Annotated in this window: 14 protein-coding genes; 5 read left to right on the plus strand and 9 right to left on the minus strand. The window is 71.3% G+C overall.

Features of this window, described 5'->3' with window-relative positions; all coding sequences use genetic code 11:
- Window positions 1-86: 86 nt before the first annotated feature.
- Window positions 87-491, plus strand: coding sequence for a hypothetical protein (locus OHA89_RS07255; RefSeq protein ID WP_406365705.1), 405 nt, complete (start codon window positions 87-89; stop codon window positions 489-491).
- A 39-nt stretch (window positions 492-530) separates the two neighbouring features.
- Here OHA89_RS07255 and OHA89_RS07260 read toward each other — a convergent pair whose 3' ends face one another.
- The 7 genes from OHA89_RS07260 to OHA89_RS07290 form a co-directional block, all read right to left on the minus strand.
- Window positions 531-1316 carry a hypothetical protein gene (locus tag OHA89_RS07260; protein WP_266613662.1) on the minus strand — a complete coding sequence of 262 codons (786 nt, stop codon included), beginning with the start codon at window positions 1314-1316 and terminating at the stop codon, window positions 531-533.
- A gap of 161 nt (window positions 1317-1477) precedes the next feature.
- Entirely contained in the window at window positions 1478-3697 is a 2220-nt protein-coding gene (locus tag OHA89_RS07265; RefSeq protein WP_406365706.1) for an NADP-dependent isocitrate dehydrogenase, read from the minus strand.
- Window positions 3698-3900: 203 nt separating this feature from the next.
- Window positions 3901-4254, minus strand: a complete 354-nt coding sequence (locus tag OHA89_RS07270) for a DUF805 domain-containing protein (protein ID WP_257553305.1) — start codon at window positions 4252-4254, stop codon at window positions 3901-3903.
- Between the two features lie 285 nt (window positions 4255-4539).
- On the minus strand, window positions 4540-5382 hold the full coding sequence (locus OHA89_RS07275; RefSeq protein WP_406365708.1) for a chitosanase: 843 nt from the start codon (window positions 5380-5382) through the stop codon (window positions 4540-4542).
- A gap of 138 nt (window positions 5383-5520) precedes the next feature.
- Window positions 5521-6603: a magnesium/cobalt transporter CorA gene (gene corA, locus OHA89_RS07280; RefSeq protein WP_266613669.1), complete on the minus strand. Its 1083-nt coding sequence runs from the start codon at window positions 6601-6603 to the stop codon at window positions 5521-5523.
- Window positions 6604-6734: 131 nt separating this feature from the next.
- Window positions 6735-7127: a molybdopterin-binding protein gene (locus OHA89_RS07285; protein WP_266613671.1), complete on the minus strand. Its 393-nt coding sequence runs from the start codon at window positions 7125-7127 to the stop codon at window positions 6735-6737.
- Window positions 7128-7137: 10 nt separating this feature from the next.
- Window positions 7138-8103 (minus strand): LysR family transcriptional regulator ArgP, encoded by a 966-nt coding sequence (locus OHA89_RS07290; protein ID WP_266615309.1) that lies wholly within the window; start codon window positions 8101-8103, stop codon window positions 7138-7140.
- Window positions 8104-8172: 69 nt separating this feature from the next.
- Between OHA89_RS07290 and OHA89_RS07295 the strand changes: the two genes are divergently transcribed.
- Complete coding sequence (locus tag OHA89_RS07295; RefSeq protein ID WP_215146955.1) at window positions 8173-8796, plus strand: LysE/ArgO family amino acid transporter; 624 nt, start codon at window positions 8173-8175, stop codon at window positions 8794-8796.
- A 38-nt stretch (window positions 8797-8834) separates the two neighbouring features.
- On the plus strand, window positions 8835-9878 hold the full coding sequence (locus tag OHA89_RS07300; protein WP_406365709.1) for an NUDIX domain-containing protein: 1044 nt from the start codon (window positions 8835-8837) through the stop codon (window positions 9876-9878).
- Between the two features lie 15 nt (window positions 9879-9893).
- On the opposite strand, the gene OHA89_RS07305 is transcribed toward OHA89_RS07300, so the two are convergent.
- On the minus strand, window positions 9894-11225 hold the full coding sequence (locus OHA89_RS07305) for a cytochrome P450 (RefSeq protein ID WP_266613674.1): 1332 nt from the start codon (window positions 11223-11225) through the stop codon (window positions 9894-9896).
- Window positions 11226-11486: 261 nt separating this feature from the next.
- Between OHA89_RS07305 and OHA89_RS07310 the strand changes: the two genes are divergently transcribed.
- Window positions 11487-13553 carry a phosphocholine-specific phospholipase C gene (locus OHA89_RS07310; protein ID WP_266613675.1) on the plus strand — a complete coding sequence of 689 codons (2067 nt, stop codon included), beginning with the start codon at window positions 11487-11489 and terminating at the stop codon, window positions 13551-13553.
- 503 nt (window positions 13554-14056) lie between these two features.
- Window positions 14057-17365: a S8 family peptidase gene (locus tag OHA89_RS07315; protein ID WP_406368431.1), complete on the plus strand. Its 3309-nt coding sequence runs from the start codon at window positions 14057-14059 to the stop codon at window positions 17363-17365.
- Window positions 17366-17476: 111 nt separating this feature from the next.
- Here OHA89_RS07315 and OHA89_RS07320 read toward each other — a convergent pair whose 3' ends face one another.
- A complete protein-coding gene (locus OHA89_RS07320; RefSeq protein WP_406365711.1) occupies window positions 17477-18187 on the minus strand; it encodes a hypothetical protein in 711 nt (236 codons plus the stop codon).
- Window positions 18188-18207 lie beyond the last annotated feature (20 nt).

Below are 18207 nucleotides of genomic sequence, written 5' to 3' on the forward strand. Positions count from 1 at the left end.
CGCGCTTGGTCACGCATGCACTGGGGGGCATCGTGCCGATGAGGGAATCCGGGTCGTCCGGGACACTGCCCGCGACATCCGCAGAGATGTCACGGCTGCTGACCGCCGTCCGGCGGGGGCGCGTACTGACCGTGACGGGGCCGTTCCGCGAGCCTCGGAGCCTGCTGGTGCGGGAGATCGCACGGCGGCTCGCGTCCAACTTCTACGACGGGGTGGCCGTCGTCGACCCGGACCACGCCTTCGGCGTGCGGGATCTGACGGCTGCCCTGGGCTGCGTACCGGGCATGCCCTTCCTGCCGTGCGGTACGGCCAATGCGGCCTCCTGGCTCGCCGAGCGCGACATGCTGCTCGTCCTCGACGGCAGCGACCGGCTCACCCCGGCGGCTCTGGACTGGCTGCGGGACTTACTCCGCCGCGCGCCGGGCCTGCGGCTCCTGGCCGCCGGCCGCCATCCGCTGGCCTTCGAGGAGGAGCGTGTCCACCGGCTCTGACTCCGCGCGGACGTCAGTCCGGCTGCCGGCTGCCGGAGGTCAGTCCAGCTGCCGGCTGAGCTCGCGCCACACCGGTGCCGGACAGCGTCCCTGGGGCCGGGACTTGAGGAACATCCGGTAGTCGACCCGGCGCGGCGGGAGCCCGGCCTCCACCCAGTGGGGGCGGCCGGAGACCTTGTCCCAGCCGTCGTTCGGCATCCGGACGTAATCGGAGCGCCCGTCCTTGTCCTTGCTGGTGATCTGGGCGACCTCCGCATGGTCCGCGTGGGCGGCCAGCACCACGCAGTAGTGGCGCAGCTGCCGCGCGGGATCCTCCCGCAGCGGCACCATCGCCAGCCAGATCTCCCCCGGGGCCGGCCGGTGGACGCGTACGGTGGCGACCGTGCGCGGGCCGCCGCCGCGGGAGGTGTCCCACCAGCGGACGGCGGCGACGAAGCCGAGCGCCACCACCCCGGCGGCCATGCTCTCGGCCGTCGCCCGCACGTTCCACAGGGGCTGGTCCCCGACCTTGCTCTCCGTCCACCACAGCGCAGCGGCGACCAGCGCCAGCAGGGCCGCGGCCCTGGCCGGGACCAGCCACCACACGAACGGCCGGCGCCGGCCGGCGAACAGCGCCAGGACCAGGGCCACCACGACCGGAATGGCGTAGACGATCAGGTACTGCCCGGCCCCCCGCAGCTCCTGCGGCGGCGTCTGCTCCGCCATCAGGTCGGGCAGCGCCAGCGGCACCGCCAGCAGGTACCCCACGGTGGGCAGGACGAACAGGAAGAGAAGCAGCGCGGCGCAGCCGATGCCGCCGCAGGACGTGTCGGAACGACGTGCCACAGAACCCCCCAAAGACAACCGGCGCTGAACGCTAGCGCAGGGCCCACTCCTCGGGCAGCGGTTCCAGGAGATTTCGGGCACGGGCGACCGCGAATACGGGTCCGCCCCGGCCGGGCACGGGGCCGGCCGGGGCGGAGCACGTCACGCGTGGATCACAGGTGTCAGCCGAGGATGGCCAGCGCCTGGTTGAAGGTCGCGGACGGGCGCATGATCGCCGCGGCCTTGGTGGCGTCGGGCTGGTAGTAACCGCCGATGTCGGCCGGGGAGCCCTGCACCGCGATGAGCTCGGCGACGATGGTCTGCTCCTGCTCGCCCAGCGTCTTGGCGAGCGCCTCGAAGGAAGCGGCGAGCTCGGCGTCGTCGGTCTGCCTGGCCAGCTCCTGCGCCCAGTACAGGGCGAGGTAGAAGTGGCTGCCGCGGTTGTCGATGCCGCCCAGCTTGCGGCTCGGCGACTTGTCCTCGTTGAGGAAGGTGCCGGTGGCGCGGTCCAGGGTGTCGGCCAGCACCTGGGCGCGGGCGTTGCCGGTGGTGGTGGCGAGGTGCTCGAAGGAGACGGCCAGCGCGAGGAACTCGCCGAGGGAGTCCCAGCGCAGGTAGTTCTCCTTGACCAGCTGCTGGACGTGCTTCGGGGCGGAGCCGCCGGCGCCGGTCTCGAAGAGGCCGCCGCCGTTCATCAGCGGGACGACCGACAGCATCTTGGCGCTGGTGCCCAGCTCCAGGATCGGGAAGAGGTCGGTCAGGTAGTCGCGCAGCACGTTGCCGGTCACCGAGATGGTGTCCTCGCCGCGGCGGATGCGCTCCAGGGAGAAGGCGGTGGCCTCGACCGGGGAGAGGATCTTGATGGTCAGACCGTCGGTGTCGTGGTCGGCCAGGTACGTCTTCACCTTGGCGATCAGCTGCGCGTCGTGCGCGCGGCCCTCGTCCAGCCAGAAGACGGCCGGGACGCCGGTGGCGCGGGCGCGGGTGACGGCGAGCTTGACCCAGTCCTGGATCGGCGCGTCCTTGGTCTGGCAGGCGCGGAAGATGTCACCGGCGGCGACCTCCTGCTCCAGGACCGTGTTGCCCGCGGCGTCGACGACGCGGACGGTGCCCGCGGTCGCGATCTCGAAGGTCTTGTCGTGGCTGCCGTACTCCTCGGCCTTCTGGGCCATGAGGCCGACGTTCGGCACCGAGCCCATGGTGGACGGGTCGTACGCGCCGTGCGCGCGGCAGTCGTCGACGACGACCTGGTAGACGCCGGCGTAGCTGCTGTCCGGGAGGACGGCGAGGGTGTCGGCCTCGGCGCCGTCCGGGCCCCACATGTGACCGGAGGTGCGGATCATCGCCGGCATCGAGGCGTCGACGATGACGTCGGACGGCACGTGCAGGTTGGTGATGCCCTTGTCCGAGTCGACCATCGCGAGGGCCGGGCCCTCGGCGATCTCGGCGTCGAAGGAGGCCTTGATCGCGTCGCCGTCGGGCAGGGCGCCCAGGCCGTTGAGGATGGTGCCGAGGCCGTCGTTCGGGGACAGGCCGGCGGCGGCCAGGGTCTCGCCGTAGCGGGCGAAGGTCTTCGGGAAGAAGGCGCGGACCACGTGGCCGAAGATGATCGGGTCGGAGACCTTCATCATCGTGGCCTTGAGGTGCACGGAGAACAGGACGTCCTCGGCCTTGGCGCGCTCGATCTGGTCGTTCAGGAAGGTGCGCAGCGCGTCGACGTGCAGGACGGACGCGTCCACGACCTCGCCCGCGAGGACGGGTACGGACTCACGCAGGACGGTGGTGGCGCCGTCGGCCGCGACGTGCTCGATGCGGAGCGTGCCGGCCTCGGCCATGACGGCCGACTTCTCGGTGGAGCGGAAGTCGTTCTCGCCCATGGTGGCGACGTTCGTCTTCGACTCGGAGGACCAGGCGCCCATGCGGTGCGGGTGGGCCTTGGCGTAGTTCTTGACCGAGGCGGGGGCGCGGCGGTCGGAGTTGCCCTCGCGCAGGACCGGGTTGACGGCGCTGCCCTTGATCTTGTCGTAGCGGGCGCGGATTTCGCGCTCCTCGTCGGACTTCGGGTCGTCCGGGTAGTCCGGGAGGGCGTAGCCCTGGCCCTGGAGCTCGGCGACCGCGGCCTTGAGCTGCGGGATCGAGGCCGAGACGTTGGGCAGCTTGATGATGTTCGCTTCGGGGGTCTTCGCCAGCTCGCCCAGCTCGGCGAGGGCGTCGGCGATCCGCTGGCTCTCCTCGAGGTGCTCGGGGAAGCTGGCGATGATCCGACCGGCCAGGGAGATGTCACGGGTCTCGACATTCACACCGGCCGTCGACGCGTATGCCTGGATCACAGGCAGGAACGAATACGTCGCGAGGGCCGGGGCCTCGTCAGTGTGCGTGTAGATGATGGTCGAGTCAGTCACCGGATGCTCCGCTCCACAGTCTGCGTCTCTCGTCTGCAACATTGCTCGACATCAAGATATCTCGTGATCGGCCCGGTCTGGACAGCCCCCTGCCACGAGCCGAGGGAGACGCGAGTCACGTGGGCCCCCGGGGACGGCGAAAGCGCCGCCCGCAGCTGTTTCCAGCCGCGGCGGCGCTCAGGCACTACGGGCTACGGGCCTGGTCAGGCGGCGTAGGCCTTCGGGTCCGCGCCGTACTCGTTCGGCTGCGGCTGACCCGCGGTGGCGGTCAGGACGAGCAGCCAGATGCCGCCGATGACCGGGACGAAGGTGATGAAGTACCACCAGCCGGACTTGCCGAGGTCGTGCAGGCGGCGGACGAGGACCGCCAGGCTCGGCAGGAAGGTGCCGAGCGTGTAGATGACGGTGAGCAGCGGCAGCGTGCCCAGCACGAAGTCGAGGATCACCAGGGCGATGATGATGGCCGACTGGATGAGGGAGAACATCCAGTACTCCTGGCGGCGCGCGCGGCCGGAGAAGTCTGCGTACTTCTTCAGAACGTCGGTGTAGTGGTTCACGGGGTCCCCCCAGAGGACGGAAGTGCGGCCCGTCCTGCTGGAGCAAGCCGGGGCAGAACTTATGCCCCCCTTACACCGGGGTCAAGCCACTTCTCTGGGGCCCAAATTCGGCCACACGGCACGATATCCGGCACCGGATGACCGGTGACCGTGGTGCGGAGCGGCGCCGTGTCCGGGGAAGTCCGGAACATCCCCATCACACGCCTGCTTCGCACCACGGAACCCGTGTTGATCGGTGTCCACATCGTTACCGCACGGCGACGCCGCGGCCCGGCCGCGCTCGCGTCAGCCGATGTGGAAGGAGTCCCCGTACACCTTCCAGTCCAGGGGGGTGTTGAGGTTCAGGTTGCCCTTCTTCAGGAAGACCCGCTGCGCGGTGTCGACGCGACTGGTGTCGCTGTGCGCCTCCTCCTGCTTCATCGCCCAGACCCGGGCGTCGAGGAAGGCGTTGAGCCAGGTGGTCTCGTTGCCGCCCTGGGCCGGGGGCTTGGCCTTGGACAGGGCGCGCTTGCGGATGTTGCGGAAGCTGGTGGAGTCGCCTCCGTCGCCGTGCATGACGATGGCGTCGTAGTACATGAACTGGCCGAGGGTGCCGACCCCGTCGGACTTGCCCTGCTTGACCGCCGGGTTGAAGTAGACCCGGTCGCGCTCGCGGTCCTGGGCCTTCCTGAACTCGGCGTCCTGGGCCGCCTTCGCCCAGTCCCTGGTGAAGTTGGGGTCGAGGCCGGCGTGCGAGTCGGTGCCGTCGACCTCGCGCAGGGCGGGGAGGTACTTCGCGAGGACGTTGCCCGGCTTGACCTGGGCGTAGTACTCGACGAGGTCGAGCATGTCGCCGGTGCCGGAACAGAAGCCGATGATGCCGGCCGTGTAGCCGCGCTCGTCGCCTATGTCCTCGATGTACTTGTACTGCGCCTTCCAGTCCAGCGAGGAGTTCTCCGCGCTGGAGACGATCTTCATGGCGATTTCCTTCTTCGCCGGATCGTCGAGCCCGACGGCGGCCGCCGCCTGCACCTTCGCGGAGGTGGCGCCGGTGTCGACGGCGGTGGCCTGAGCCGCTACCGGAACGGCGAGGAGCGCGCTGCCGAGCAGGGCGCCGATCACCAGTGTCTTGCGATGGGGGGTGAACACAAGGCCTCCATGGGGGAGTTGAGGCGTTCTCGGTTTCGTTAAGAAACTTTACTACCAGACATGACGGCATCTCAAGACCCGGGAGCTCCCCCACTCGGGCCGTCAACTCCCGTTTCGCGTCAGGCCATTCGCCCCGGCTCAGAGCCAGCCGTTGCGCCGGAAGCCCCGGTGGATGACGAAGCAGGCGACCGCCATGACACCGAGCACGAGCGGGTACCCGTACGTCCAGCGCAGCTCGGGCATGTGGTCGAAGTTCATGCCGTAGACCCCGCAGACCATGGTCGGCACGGCGACGATCGCCGCCCACGCCGTGATCTTGCGCATGTCCTCGTTCTGCGCGACCGTCACCTGCGCCAGGTGCGCCTGGAGGATCGAGTCGAGCAGGTTGTCGTAGGCGCCGATCTGCTCGGTGGCCCGGGTCAGGTGGTCGGCCACGTCCCGGAAGTACGCGCGGATCTCCGGCGGGATCACCGGTATCGGCTGAGTCGCCAGCTGCTCGAGCGGACGGCTCAGCGGCGCCACCGCCCGCCGGAGCTCGAGGAGTTCGCGCTTGAGCTGGTAGATCCGGCCGGCGTCGCCGCGCCCGCCCGCCTCGCTGAACACCGCGGTCTCGACGGCGTCTATGTCGTTCTGCACCGCGTCCGTGACGGCCACGTAGTCGTCGACCACGTGGTCGGCCATGGCGTGCAGAACGGCCGCCGGGCCCTTGGCCAGCTGCTCCGGGGACGCCTCCAGCTCCTCGCGGACCGGGCCGAGCGTGCCGCGGCCGCCGTGCCGGATGGTGATGACGAAGTCCTCGCCGGTGAAGGCCATCAGCTCACCCGTCTCCACCACCTCGCTCGTCGAGGTCAGTTCCTCGTGCTCGACGTAGCGCACGGTCTTGAAGACGGAGAACAGCGTGCTGTCGTACCGCTCCACCTTGGGGCGCTGGTGCGCGTTCACCGCGTCCTCGACGGCGAGCGGGTGCAGGCCGAACAGCTCGGCGAGCCCGGCGAGCTCCGACTCCGAAGGTTCGTGCAGGCCGATCCAGACGAAGCCGCAGCCCGTCTTGCGGACCCGGCGCAGCGCCTCCTCCACCTCCGCACAGCCGTCCTGGCGCACGCCGTCCTGGTAGACCACGCAGTTGACCACGGCGCTGCCGAGCGGGGAGCGGGCCGGGTGACTGAGGTCGACGGCCCGCCGGTAGCTGCGGCGCACGACCCGGCGGAGGTTGCTGAACATGGACAACGACGTGCTCCTCTTTCGGCTGATCACCGGCCAGTCTGCCATCGCACCGCGCGGCCGCCGGCGCCCCGGGGGCGGGACGGGGCCGGGACAGGGGCGGTACGGGATGCCATGGGACGGGACCGGCCTCAGATCCGGTCGATGAACACGCTGGTCGACTTCACCCTCGCCGTGGCCCGCGCGCCCACCTCCAGTCCGAGCTCCTCCACCGCCTCCCGCGTGAGCAGCGACACGATGCGGCGCGGCCCGGCCTGGATCTCCACCTGCGCGTCGACCGTGCCCAGCCGCACCCCGGTGACGATCCCCGGGAAGGCGTTGCGCACCGAGGTGTACGGGGCCTCCTCGCCGTCGCCGCTCTCCTGCGCGACCGCCACGCAGAACGCGGCCAGGTCCGGCCCGTCGACCATGCGCCGCGTGCCGTCCCGGCGCGTGGGGAACCGCTCGGCGTCCGCCCAGCGCCGCGCCGTGTCGACGCTCACGCCGAGCAGCCGCGCCGCCTGGCCGATCGTGTAGGACTCCATGGTCCGCAGCTTATGGCGTGCCCGCCGGAGGCTTGCGGAGCGCCTCCCCGGCCGCGTCCGCGACCAGCCGCGCCACCAGTGAGAGCGCCGGCGAGTCCAGCTTCCACTGCTGCCAGTACAGGGGCACGTCCATGGGCCGGCGCGGCGCGAGCAGCACCAGCCGGCCCGTGCGCACCAGGGGCCTGGCCTGCTGCTCCGGCACCAGCCCCCACCCCAGCCCCGCGACCACCGCGTCGCGGAAGCCCTCCGATGTCGGTACGAGGTGCCGCACCGGCCCCGCCCCGCTCGCGGCGTCCCCCGCCCGGGACCCTGCCCGTACTCCGGCCCGTGATCCGCCCCGCGCCCCCGTCAGCGACCGTACGAAGACGTCCTGGAGTTCGTCCTTGCGGTCGAAGACGATCGTCGGCGCCCGCCGCAGATCCCGCTCCAGCGCCCCCGTGAGATGCCGGGCCGCGAAGTCCGGGCTCGCCACCGGCAGGTACCGCGCCAGCCCCAGCATCCGTACGCTGCACCCGGCCACCGGGTCCGGCGAGGAGGTCACCGCCGCCATCACCTGGCCCTCCCGCAGCAGCGCGGTCGTGTGCGACTCGTCCTCGCGGTGCAACTCGACACAGACCGGCGGGTCCTGCGGCACCCGGCTCAGCACCGGCAGGAACCAGGTCGCGAGCGAGTCGGCGTTCACCGCGATCGGCAGCCGCACCGGGCCCATCCCCTCGGCCATCCCCAGCTCGGCCCGCGCGTCCCGCTCCAGCCGGGCCAGCTGCCGGGCGAAACGGATCACCACCTCCCCGGAGTCCGTCGCCCGCACCGGCTTCGTCCGCATCAGCAGTACCCGCCCGGTCCGCTGTTCCAGGGCCTTGACCCGCTGGCTGACCGCGGACGGCGTCACGTGCAGGGCGGCCGCCGCCGCGTCGAAGGTGCCCTCGTCCACCACGGCCAGCAGGGTCCGTACCTGGTCAAGGGGAAGTTCGTCCATCACGAGCGCTAATGCTACGTAAAAATCTTTAGCTGTACTGAACCACCGCCGCTGCCTACGGTCGAAGACATGACACACGGCATCATCACGGCGGCCCTCGCAGGTTTCGGCACCGGACTCTCCCTCATCGTCGCCATCGGCGCCCAGAACGCCTTCGTCCTGCGCCAGGGCGCGCGCCGCCACGCGGTGCTCGCCGTGGTCGCCATCTGTGCCGTGTCCGACGCGCTCCTGATCGCCCTCGGCGTCGCCGGAGTCGGTGCCTTCGTCACCGCCTGGCCCGCCGCCCTGACGGTGGTCGGGCTGGCCGGGGGCGGATTCCTGATCTGCTACGGGGTCCTCGCCGCCCGCCGGGTGCTGCGCCCCGTACCGGGCGCCGCCCTCAGCGCGGAGGGAGCCGCCACCGGGTCCGGCCGCCGGGCCGTACTGACCTGCCTGGCCATGACCTGGCTCAACCCGCACGTCTACCTGGACACCGTCCTGCTCCTCGGCTCCCTCGCCGCCGACCGGGGCGACCTGCGCTGGGCCTTCGGCATCGGAGCCGTTCTGGCCAGCCTGACCTGGTTCGGGACCCTGGGCTACGGCGCCCGCCTGCTGAGCGGCCTGCTGGCCCGCCCCGCCGCGTGGCGGGTGCTGGACGGCCTGGTCGCGGCGACCATGGTGACGATGGGCGGACTGCTGCTGGCCCGCGCCTGACCTCCGCCGTGCCCGCCGACCGACCACTGGAGCCCGCCGTGCCCGACCGCCCCTCCCCCGACGCGGTGCGGGCGTACTACGCCGCCCAGCCCTCCCCGCTCGTGGCCGCCACCGGGATCGTCATGGACACGCACGGGCGGGTCCTCGTACTGACCACCTCGTACAAGGCTGATCTGGAGCTCCCGGGCGGCACCGTCGAGGGCACCGAGACCCCGGAGGAAGGCCTGGCGCGCGAGCTGAAGGAGGAGCTGGACCTCAGCCTGCCGGTCGGCCGGCTGCTCGCGGTGGACTCCCGGCCGCCCGGCGAGCTCGGCCGCTCCCTGGTCGTGCACGTCCACCTCGTCGGCCCGCTGCGGCCGGAGGAGGCCGCCGCGATCTCCTTCCCGGACGGCGAGATCAGCGAGGCGCGCTGGCTCCCTCCGGAGGAGGCCTGCGCGGCCCTGCCCGCCCGGATCGCACCCCGGCTGCGCGCCGCCCTGGCCGCCCTGCACACCGGCTCCCTGGCCCACCTGGCCGACGGCGTGCCCCAGCCCGGCTCCCCCGCGGGCCTGGACCCGGCCGACCGCAACGCCCTGGAACACGCGGGCGCCCTCGACGCCGCCGGTCACCGCGCCAGCCGTCCCAAGGCCACGACCGCGGCGGGCGTGCTGTTCACCGACTCCGGCGGCCGGATCCTGCTGGTGCGCCCCGCGTACGGAAACACCCACCGCTGGCAGCTGCCCGGCGGCGGCATCGACAGCGACCTCGGCGAGACCCCGCGCGCCGCCGCCCGGCGGGAGGTCCGCGAGGAGATCGGCCTCGACCTCGCCCCCGGACGCCTCCTGGCCGTCGACTGGTCCCACAAACCGGGCCGCCTGGCCCGCGTCCGCTTCCTGTACGACGGCGGCGTCCTCGACGCACCCGCCCTGGCCCGCATCCGCCTGGACCCCACCGAACTCCTCGCCTGGCGCACGGCCACCCGCGCGGAGCTCCGCGACCTGGTCAAACCCTCCCTCCGCCGCCGCATCAAGGCCGCCCTCACCGCCCGCACCACGCACACGGGCCCTCTGGAACTCCACGCGGGCCGCCCCGTCGACGGGTGAGCGCGGTGCGCCGGGTCAGGGCCCCAGCGTTGCGGGTGTGGGGCCGTCGGGGCGGACGGTGATGCTGTAGGCGGCCTTGGCCGGGGTGGACCGGAACCGCGGGGTATGGGCGGGCAGCAGGTGCTCGAGGAGAACGGTCGACTCCCGGAGGGCGAACTGCAGGCCCAGGCAGGCCCGGGGGCCGATGCCGAACGGGAGGTAACTCCCCGGGTGGGCGGGGCGTCGTCCGGGGGTGGTGAAGCGCCCCGGATCGAACCGCCCGGGGTCTTCCCAGAGTCCGGGGTCCCGGTGCGTGAGGTAGGGGCAGACCAGCACGTCGGTGCCGGCTTCCACCTCGTATCCGGCGAGGATGTCGTCCTGCGCCGCGCAGCGCGGCAGTATCCAGGCGGACGGGTAGAAGCGCAGCGTTTCGTGGACGAGCGCCTGGACGGCCTGCCGCCGCTGGGCTGAGCCCTCGGCGCCCGCGGCCAGGGCCTGCTCCCTTGCCTGCGGGTTCCGGTCCAGCAGGAGGTAGAGCCAGGTCAGGGTGGTGGCGGTGGTCTCGTGACCGGCGACCAGCAGCGTGACCAGCTCGTCGCGGATCAGCCGGTCGGTGTACTCGGGGCGCGTTCCGGCCGCCTCGAGCAGGACGTGCAGCAGGCCCGGTCCGTCGGGTCCGGCCTCGCCGTCGCGGGCGGCGGCGATGGCGTGGCTCGCCACGGCGTCGATCCTGGCCAGCTCGGCGGCAACGGCCCCTTGGGCGGCGGCGCCGTCGGCGGGCAGGCTGGGCAGCGCGGCCACCACGGCCTGTACGGAGGCCAGTTCACGCTCGGTGCCGGGGTCGAGGCGATGCCCGGTCAGGGACCGCCAGATGGTGTCCAGGGCGAAGCTGCGCATCTCGTCACCGACATCGAAGACCTCCCCGGTGCGGGCGTACCCGGCCCAGCGCGCCGCGGTGGTCCGCGCGGCCTCGGTGATCCGCTGCTCGTAGCGGCGCATTCCCCGGCCGGTGAACTGCGACTGCAGCAGCCGCCGTTGCCGCTGCCAGGCCTCGCCCGTCGCCGCCAGGACCCCGTCGCCGATCAGCACTCGGGCACGGTGCGACCGCTTCACGTACCGGCCGTGCTGCAGCGCGAGCACGTGCTGCACGGCCTGGGGATCGGTGACCAGGACCGTCGGGACGGCCGGGCTCGGACCGAGCCGGAACGCGGCCACGCCGCCGAGCCGTTCGCGTGCCTGGGCGAAGAGGTCGATGAGTTCCCCTCCCCCGGTCCGCCACTGCGCGACGAGGGCGGGATCCAGCTCGGGGACCCGGCGGCCTGCCGGGGACCGGCTCGGGAGGGAACCGGGACGGGCATGGGTGACCACGGGTCTGCTCCTGTTCGGCGGCTGTACACCGGCACGGACCGGGTGCGGGCATCACGCACTGTAGGGGAGCGCGCGCGGTCGGCGACAGCCCGCCTCACCCTCACGGCACCATGGCCCGTCTTTGGCCGAACTCCTGCAAAATCCGACTGCCGTTCGGCTGGTGTACCCGGAACCGTCACGTCAGGCTCCCTCTTCGGCCCCCCGGACGCGTTGTCCTGGGGGCGCTCAACCGCCCCTCAACCCTCAGAGGTCGATCCCGCCATGGCAGAACTCAACCGCCGCCGCTTCCTGCAGCTCGCCGGTGGCGCCACCGCCCTGACGATGCTCAACGACAGCATCGCGCGCGCCGCCGCCATCCCCGCGCAGGGGACCACCGGCACCATCGCCGACGTCGAGCACGTCGTCGTGCTCATGCAGGAGAACCGGTCCTTCGACCACTACTACGGCGCGCTGCGCGGTGTCCGCGGCTTCGGCGACCCGCGCCCGGTGACCCTGCCCAGCGGCAAGTCCGTCTGGCACCAGTCCGACGGCACGAAGGAGACGCTGCCCTTCCGGCCGCCGTCCGAGGACCTCGGCATGGAGTTCCTCCAGGGCCTCAACCACGACTGGGCGGGCGGCCAGAGCGCCTTCAACAAGGGCAAGTACGACAATTGGGTGCCCGCCAAGACGGCCACCACCATGGCCTACCTGACGCGGGACGACATCCCGTTCCACTACGCCCTCGCCGACGCGTTCACCATCTGCGACGCGTACCACTGCTCGTTCATCGGCTCCACCGACCCCAACCGCTACTACCTGTGGTCGGGCCACACCGGCAACGACGGCAAGGGCGGCGGCCCGGTCCTCAACAACGCCGAGGCCGGCTACGACTGGACCACCTACCCCGAGCGGCTCGAGACGGCCGGGGTTTCCTGGAAGGTCTACCAGGACATCGGTGACGGCCTCGACGCCGCCGGCTCCTGGGGCTGGATCAACGACGCCTACCGCGGCAACTACGGCGACAACTCCCTCCTCTACTTCAACAACTACCGCAACGCCCAGCCCGGCAACCCGCTCTTCGACAAGGCCCGCACCGGCACGAACGCCAAGGCCGGCGAGGGCTACTTCGACAAGCTGCGCGCCGACGTGGCCGCCGGCACCCTGCCCCAGGTCTCCTGGATCGCCGCCCCCGAGGCGTTCAGCGAGCACTCCAACTGGCCCTCCAACTACGGCGCCTGGTACATCGCGCAGGTGCTGGACGCCCTCACCTCCAACCCGGACGTGTGGGCGCGTACCGCGCTGTTCATCACCTACGACGAGAACGACGGCTTCTTCGACCACGTCGTCCCGCCGTACGCCCCCGCGAGCGCCGCGCAGGGCCTGTCGACCACGCCCACCGCCCTGGACGTCTTCCCCGGCAAGGCGGGCTACGTCGCCGGACCGTACGGCCTGGGCCCGCGCGTGCCGATGCTCGTGGTCTCCCCGTGGAGCACCGGCGGCTACTCCTGCTCCGAGACCTTCGACCACACCTCCGTCATCCGCTTCATGGAGCAGCGGTTCGGGGTGCACGAGCCCAACATCTCGCCCTGGCGCCGCGCCGTCTGCGGCGACCTCACCTCCGCCTTCGACTTCGGCCGCAAGGACACCAGCGCGGTCGAACTGCCCGACACCGGCGCCTGGGAACCGCAGGACCGTGAGCGCCACCCCGACTTCAGGGCTCCTGCCCCGGCCGTCGGCTCCATGCCGCGTCAGGAGAAGGGCCTGCGTCCCACCCGTCCGCTGAAGTACGCCCCGTACGTGGACGGCGCGGCGCTGACCGACGAGGGCAAGTTCCGGCTGACCTTCAGCGGCGGCCCGGACCTGGGCGCGCAGTTCTACGTCACCTCCGGCAACCGCACCGACGCCCCCTGGACTTACACCACCGAGGCGGGCAAGTCGATCGCGGACGCCTGGAACACCCGCTACTCGGCCGGGGTCACCGACCTGACCGTGCACGGCCCCAACGGCTTCCTGCGCGGCTTCCGCAACCCCGGCACCACCCCCGGCCCCGAGGTCACCGCCCGCCAGAACTCCGCCACCGGGAACCTGGACCTCACCCTCACCAACGCCGGAGCTTCGACCGCCACGCTCACCGTCACCAACGCCTACGGCGGCGGACCGAAGCGCCTCACCGTCGCCAAGGGCGCCACCGTCACCCACAGCGTCCCGCTCAAGAACACGCGCCGCTGGTACGACGTGTCGGTCACCGCATCCGGCGCCCCGGACTTCCTGCGCCGTTTCGCGGGCAAGGTCGAGACGGGCGCGGCCGGCCTGTCGGACCCCGCGATCCTGACGGAGCAGTCCTCCTGACGCCGCGCTGAAACGATCAAGGGGCCGTTCCGGATCACTCCGGAGCGGCCCTTTGGTCTGCTCCTCCCGGATGGAGAGCGCTTCCCTCCGGGTGCGGATACGGCCAATTGGAGGGGCGCGCTCCGACCGCGAGGGCGCCGGTCCTCGAAAAGCGCGCGGAGCCTGCCCTGGACCGCGATCCGGAGGAGTTTTGTGCGCCGGTGTCGCACAACGATCGCTCGGGCGTCACACGGTCGTCACACCGCCATCGTCCCCCCATCGAACTCGGCGGCCTCTGGATGGCCTGATGTCATGCGACTCAATCCCCCACTCCCGTCGCGCCGTTGATCACGTCTCCCCCACCTCACATACTGCGCTGACCGGCGGCGGGCGCCTTTGCGTCCCTGGCTGCCAATGACCACTCGACTTCATCCCAAGCTCCTGGGGGAGACTTGCGCGCACACGTGCACAGAGCACGCGGCTTCGCCGTCGCAGCGGCCACTTCAGTGGCCCTCGTGGCAGGCATGACCGGCCCCGCGGCGGCCATCGCCGCGTCCACGACGACCACGACGGCCACACCGGACACCCCACATTTCGACGGCAACCAGCGGATCCAGCTCATCACGGGCGACCGTGTGGTCGTCGGCGCCAAGGGCCAGATGGTGGGCTTCGAGTCCGCCAAGGGCCGTGAGCGCATACCCGTACAGGTGCAGCGCACCAAGGACCACACGCTGGTGGTGCCCACCGACGCGCAACGCCTCATCGCCGCAGGCAAGTTGGACCAGCGTCTCTTCGACGTCAACGAGCTCACCAACCCGCTGCTGCGCGAGAGCCACCGGGACGGGCTCAAGCTGATCGTGCAGTACGACGAGGGTGCCGGTGCCGCACGGGCCGAGGTGCGTTCCGCCGGTGAAACCGAGCTGCGGCGCACGTTCCCCAGCATCAACGCCGATGCCATCCGTACGTCGCAGGACGACGTGACCAAGGTGTGGGAGGCGCTGACCAACCCGCAGACGAGCGGCATGCGCGCCACCGCCTCCGGCATCGGCAAGGTGTGGCTGGACGGGGTGCGCCGAGCGAGCCTGGACCGCAGCGTCAAGCAGATCGGCGCCGACCAGGCGTGGGAGGCCGGGTACGACGGCAAGGGCGTCAAGATCGCCGTCCTCGACACCGGCGTCGACAAGACCCACGACGACCTCAGGACCCAGGTCGTCGGCGAGAAGAACTTCTCCGCCTCTCCCGACACCGCGGACCGCGTCGGACACGGCACGCACGTCGCCTCGATCGCCGCCGGTACCGGCGCCAAGTCGGGCGGCAGGTACAAGGGTGTCGCCCCCGGCGCCACGGTCATCAGCGGCAAGGTGCTGAACGACAACGGATACGGGGACGACTCCGGCATCATCGCGGGCATGGAGTGGGCCGCCTCCGAGGGCGCGGACGTGATCAACCTCAGCCTCGGCAGCCCGGACTCCCCCGGCGTCGACCCGATGGAGGCGACGGTCGACAGGCTGTCCGCCGAGAAGGGGATCCTGTTCGCCGTCGCGGCGGGCAACGCGGGCGAGGGCGGCGACTCGACGGTGGGCTCGCCGGGCAGCGCGGACGCCGCGCTGACCGTCGGCGCCGTCGACAAGGACGACAAGCTGGCGCCCTTCTCCAGCATCGGCCCGCGCACCGGCGACGGCGCCGTCAAGCCGGACGTGACCGCGCCCGGCGTCGCCATCGCCGCGGCGGCCGCCGCCGGCAGCGCGATCGACATCCGCCCCGGTACACCTCACCCGGCCCCCGGCTACCTGCAGATCGACGGCACCTCCATGGCCACCCCGCACGTGGCGGGCGCGGCGGCGATCCTGAAGCAGCAGCATCCGGGCTGGAAGTCGGCCGAGCTCAAGGGCGTGCTGACCGCGTCCGCCAAGGGCGGCGACTACACCGTCTTCCAGCAGGGCTCGGGCCGCATCCAGGTCGACAGGGCGCTGGCCCAGAGCGTGATCGCCGATCCGGTCTCGCTGAGCTTCGGCGTCGCACAGTGGCCGCACGCCGACGACCAGCCCCTCACCAAGAAGGTCGGTTACCGCAACCTCGGGACCAGCGACGTCACCCTTGACCTGTCGGTGTCCGCGCTGGACCCGGCGGGCAAGCCGGCCCCGGCCGGGTTCTTCGCGCTCGGCGCGACCAAGGTGACCGTGCCCGCCGGCGGCAGGGCCGAAGTCGACCTGACCGCCGACACCAGGATCGGCGACGCGGACGGCACCTACTCGGGCTACGTCACCGCCACCGGCGCGGGCCAGTCCGTACGCACGGCCGCGGCGGCCGTCCGCGAGGCGGAGTCCTACGACCTCACGCTCAGGGCCATCGACCGCGATGGCACCGACGCCCGGAACTTCTCCAGCGACCTGATCGGCTTCGCAGGGCCCGGCAAGGGCTTCCAGGCCCGCATCGACAACGAGCCGGGCACGCACAAGATCCGTGTGCCCAAGGGCTCGTACATGCTCAACACGGCCGTCTACCAGGACCCGTCGGACCTCACCAAGGGCACCGACTGGCTCGCCCAGCCGAAGCTGGACATGTCCGGCGACACCACGGTCATCTCCGACGCGCGCACCGCCAAGCCGGTGGACATCACCGTGCCCGGCCTCGACAAGGCGGACTTCGGCGGGGCGTACTACCAGCGCGCGACCGACACCGGCCATGTCGGCAACGGCTGGGTCCTCAGCGGTTTCACCGGCTTCCGCACCGCCCACATGGGTCCGGCCGTCACCGACGGCTCTCTCCTGCAGACCTGGGACGCGCACTTCCTCAAGGACGCCACCACGCAGTACTCGGTGGCCTTCGGCGGCAAGACGCAGAACGTCGCGACCGGCTACACCAAGCACGTGAAGGCGAACGAGCTGGCGACGCTCAAGGTGGGTGTCGGTGCCTCGGCTCCCGGGAAGACCACTCTCACCTCCCCGTTCGCCCATCTGCCGGGTGCGCCGGAGGGCAACGGGTTCTCGGCGCCGCAGGCGACGCCGGGAACGCGCACCTTCCACGTCTCCGTTGCCGACGGCGTCAAGTGGCTGACCAAGTCCGATCAGCTGGGCGAGCCCGACGAGCGGGGCTACCCGGCCTTCGACGGCGCCTACGAGATGGCCGAGCCGAAGCGCTACGAGGCCGGCAAGACGTACCAGGAGACGTTCAACACCGGCGTCTTCGGCCCGCTTCTGGGCGAGAAGACGGGCGTCTTCCGCACCGCTCCCGACCCGGCCACGGGCGAGCAGCAGCTCGTCGGCGCCCTGCCGCTGTTCGCCGACGGCAAGGGCCACATGGGGTTCTCGGCGTACACCTCGGCCACCTCGACGCTGTACCGCAACGGCGTCAAGGTCGGCGAGAACGACGACCCGCTGAGCGGCGAGAAGCCCTTCACGGTCGACTCCACCGACGCCGAGTACCGGCTGACGACCTCCGTCGAGCGCTCGGCGAAGGTCGCCGCGGCCTCCACCCGCATCGACACCAGCTTCACGTTCCGCTCCAAGCAGGTCGCGGCCACCACGGCGCTGCCGGTGTCCACGGTCCGCTTCGCGGTGCCCGTCGACCTCGCCTCGCGCGCCCCGGGGGGCAAGTCGGTCCAGGTCCCGGTGGCCGTGCAGGGCTCGGCGGCCGGGAAGAACCTCAAGTCGCTCACCGTCTCCGTGAGCTATGACGACGGGAAGACCTGGCAGCGCGTGAAGGTCGAGAACGGCAAGATCTCCGTACGGAACCCGGCGAAGGACAAGGCGATCTCGTTCCTCGCCGATGTCGCGGACAAGCAGGGCAACATGTCGACGCTGACGATCCACAACGCGTACTACGGCAAGTGACGTCGCCCCGGTGACGAATCTCGCGTGACGACGATGTGCTGGAAAGCGTTCAAGGACGCTTTCCAGCACAGTCGTCTTGGGCCCGGGTGGCCGGCTCACAGTGGTGCTGTGTCAGGCGAGGACGTTGACGGCCCGGGCGATGACGAGTCCCAGGATGACCAGGGAGACGATGGCCTGGAGCATCATGGCGATCTTGGCCCAGGGGGCGAGTGGCATGGCGTCGGTAGGGCTCAATGCGGTGGAATTGGTGAACCCGAGGTAGAGGTAGTCGACGTAGCGGGGACGCCAGCGCGAGGCGTTCAGTTCGCCGGGGCTGAGCTGTTGGGGGAAGGCGAGTGCGGGAGTCGGGGGCATGTGGTGGGCCCGGGCGGCCGGCCCGCCGCTGTCGAGTTCGAAGTACAGCAGGGAGAACGCGAGGATGGTGGAGGCCCAGACGCTGCCGCCGGCCAGCAGGAGGGCACTGGCGGAGTTGGTCTCGTTCCCGCCGTGGATGAGATCGTCGATCAGCCGGACCGTTGACCAGATGGCGCCGCACGCCAGCACGGTGACCAGGGCGATCGACGCTGCGCGCAACGCAGCAGAGCGGCGGCTGATCCGAACGGGGTCGCCCGAGATCAGCGCCACCAGGAGCAGCCCTTCGGCGAGGGGAAGCGCCCATCGGGGCCCCAGACGCAAGTCGTCGGGCAGGAGCAGGGTCAGCACCGCGGAAACGATGACGGCTCCGGCCATCGGCCAGCGGGTCTCGTCGTACTCCGCCTGCTGCGGCTCCGGCTCGCGCGGATCGCTCGCAGGGTTCCTATCGGAAGGACTGTGTTCGGTCACGGCCGACTGCTGCCCGGGCT

It is taken from the genome of Streptomyces sp. NBC_01546 (genome assembly GCF_045208355.1).
Lineage (GTDB): Bacteria > Actinomycetota > Actinomycetes > Streptomycetales > Streptomycetaceae > Streptomyces.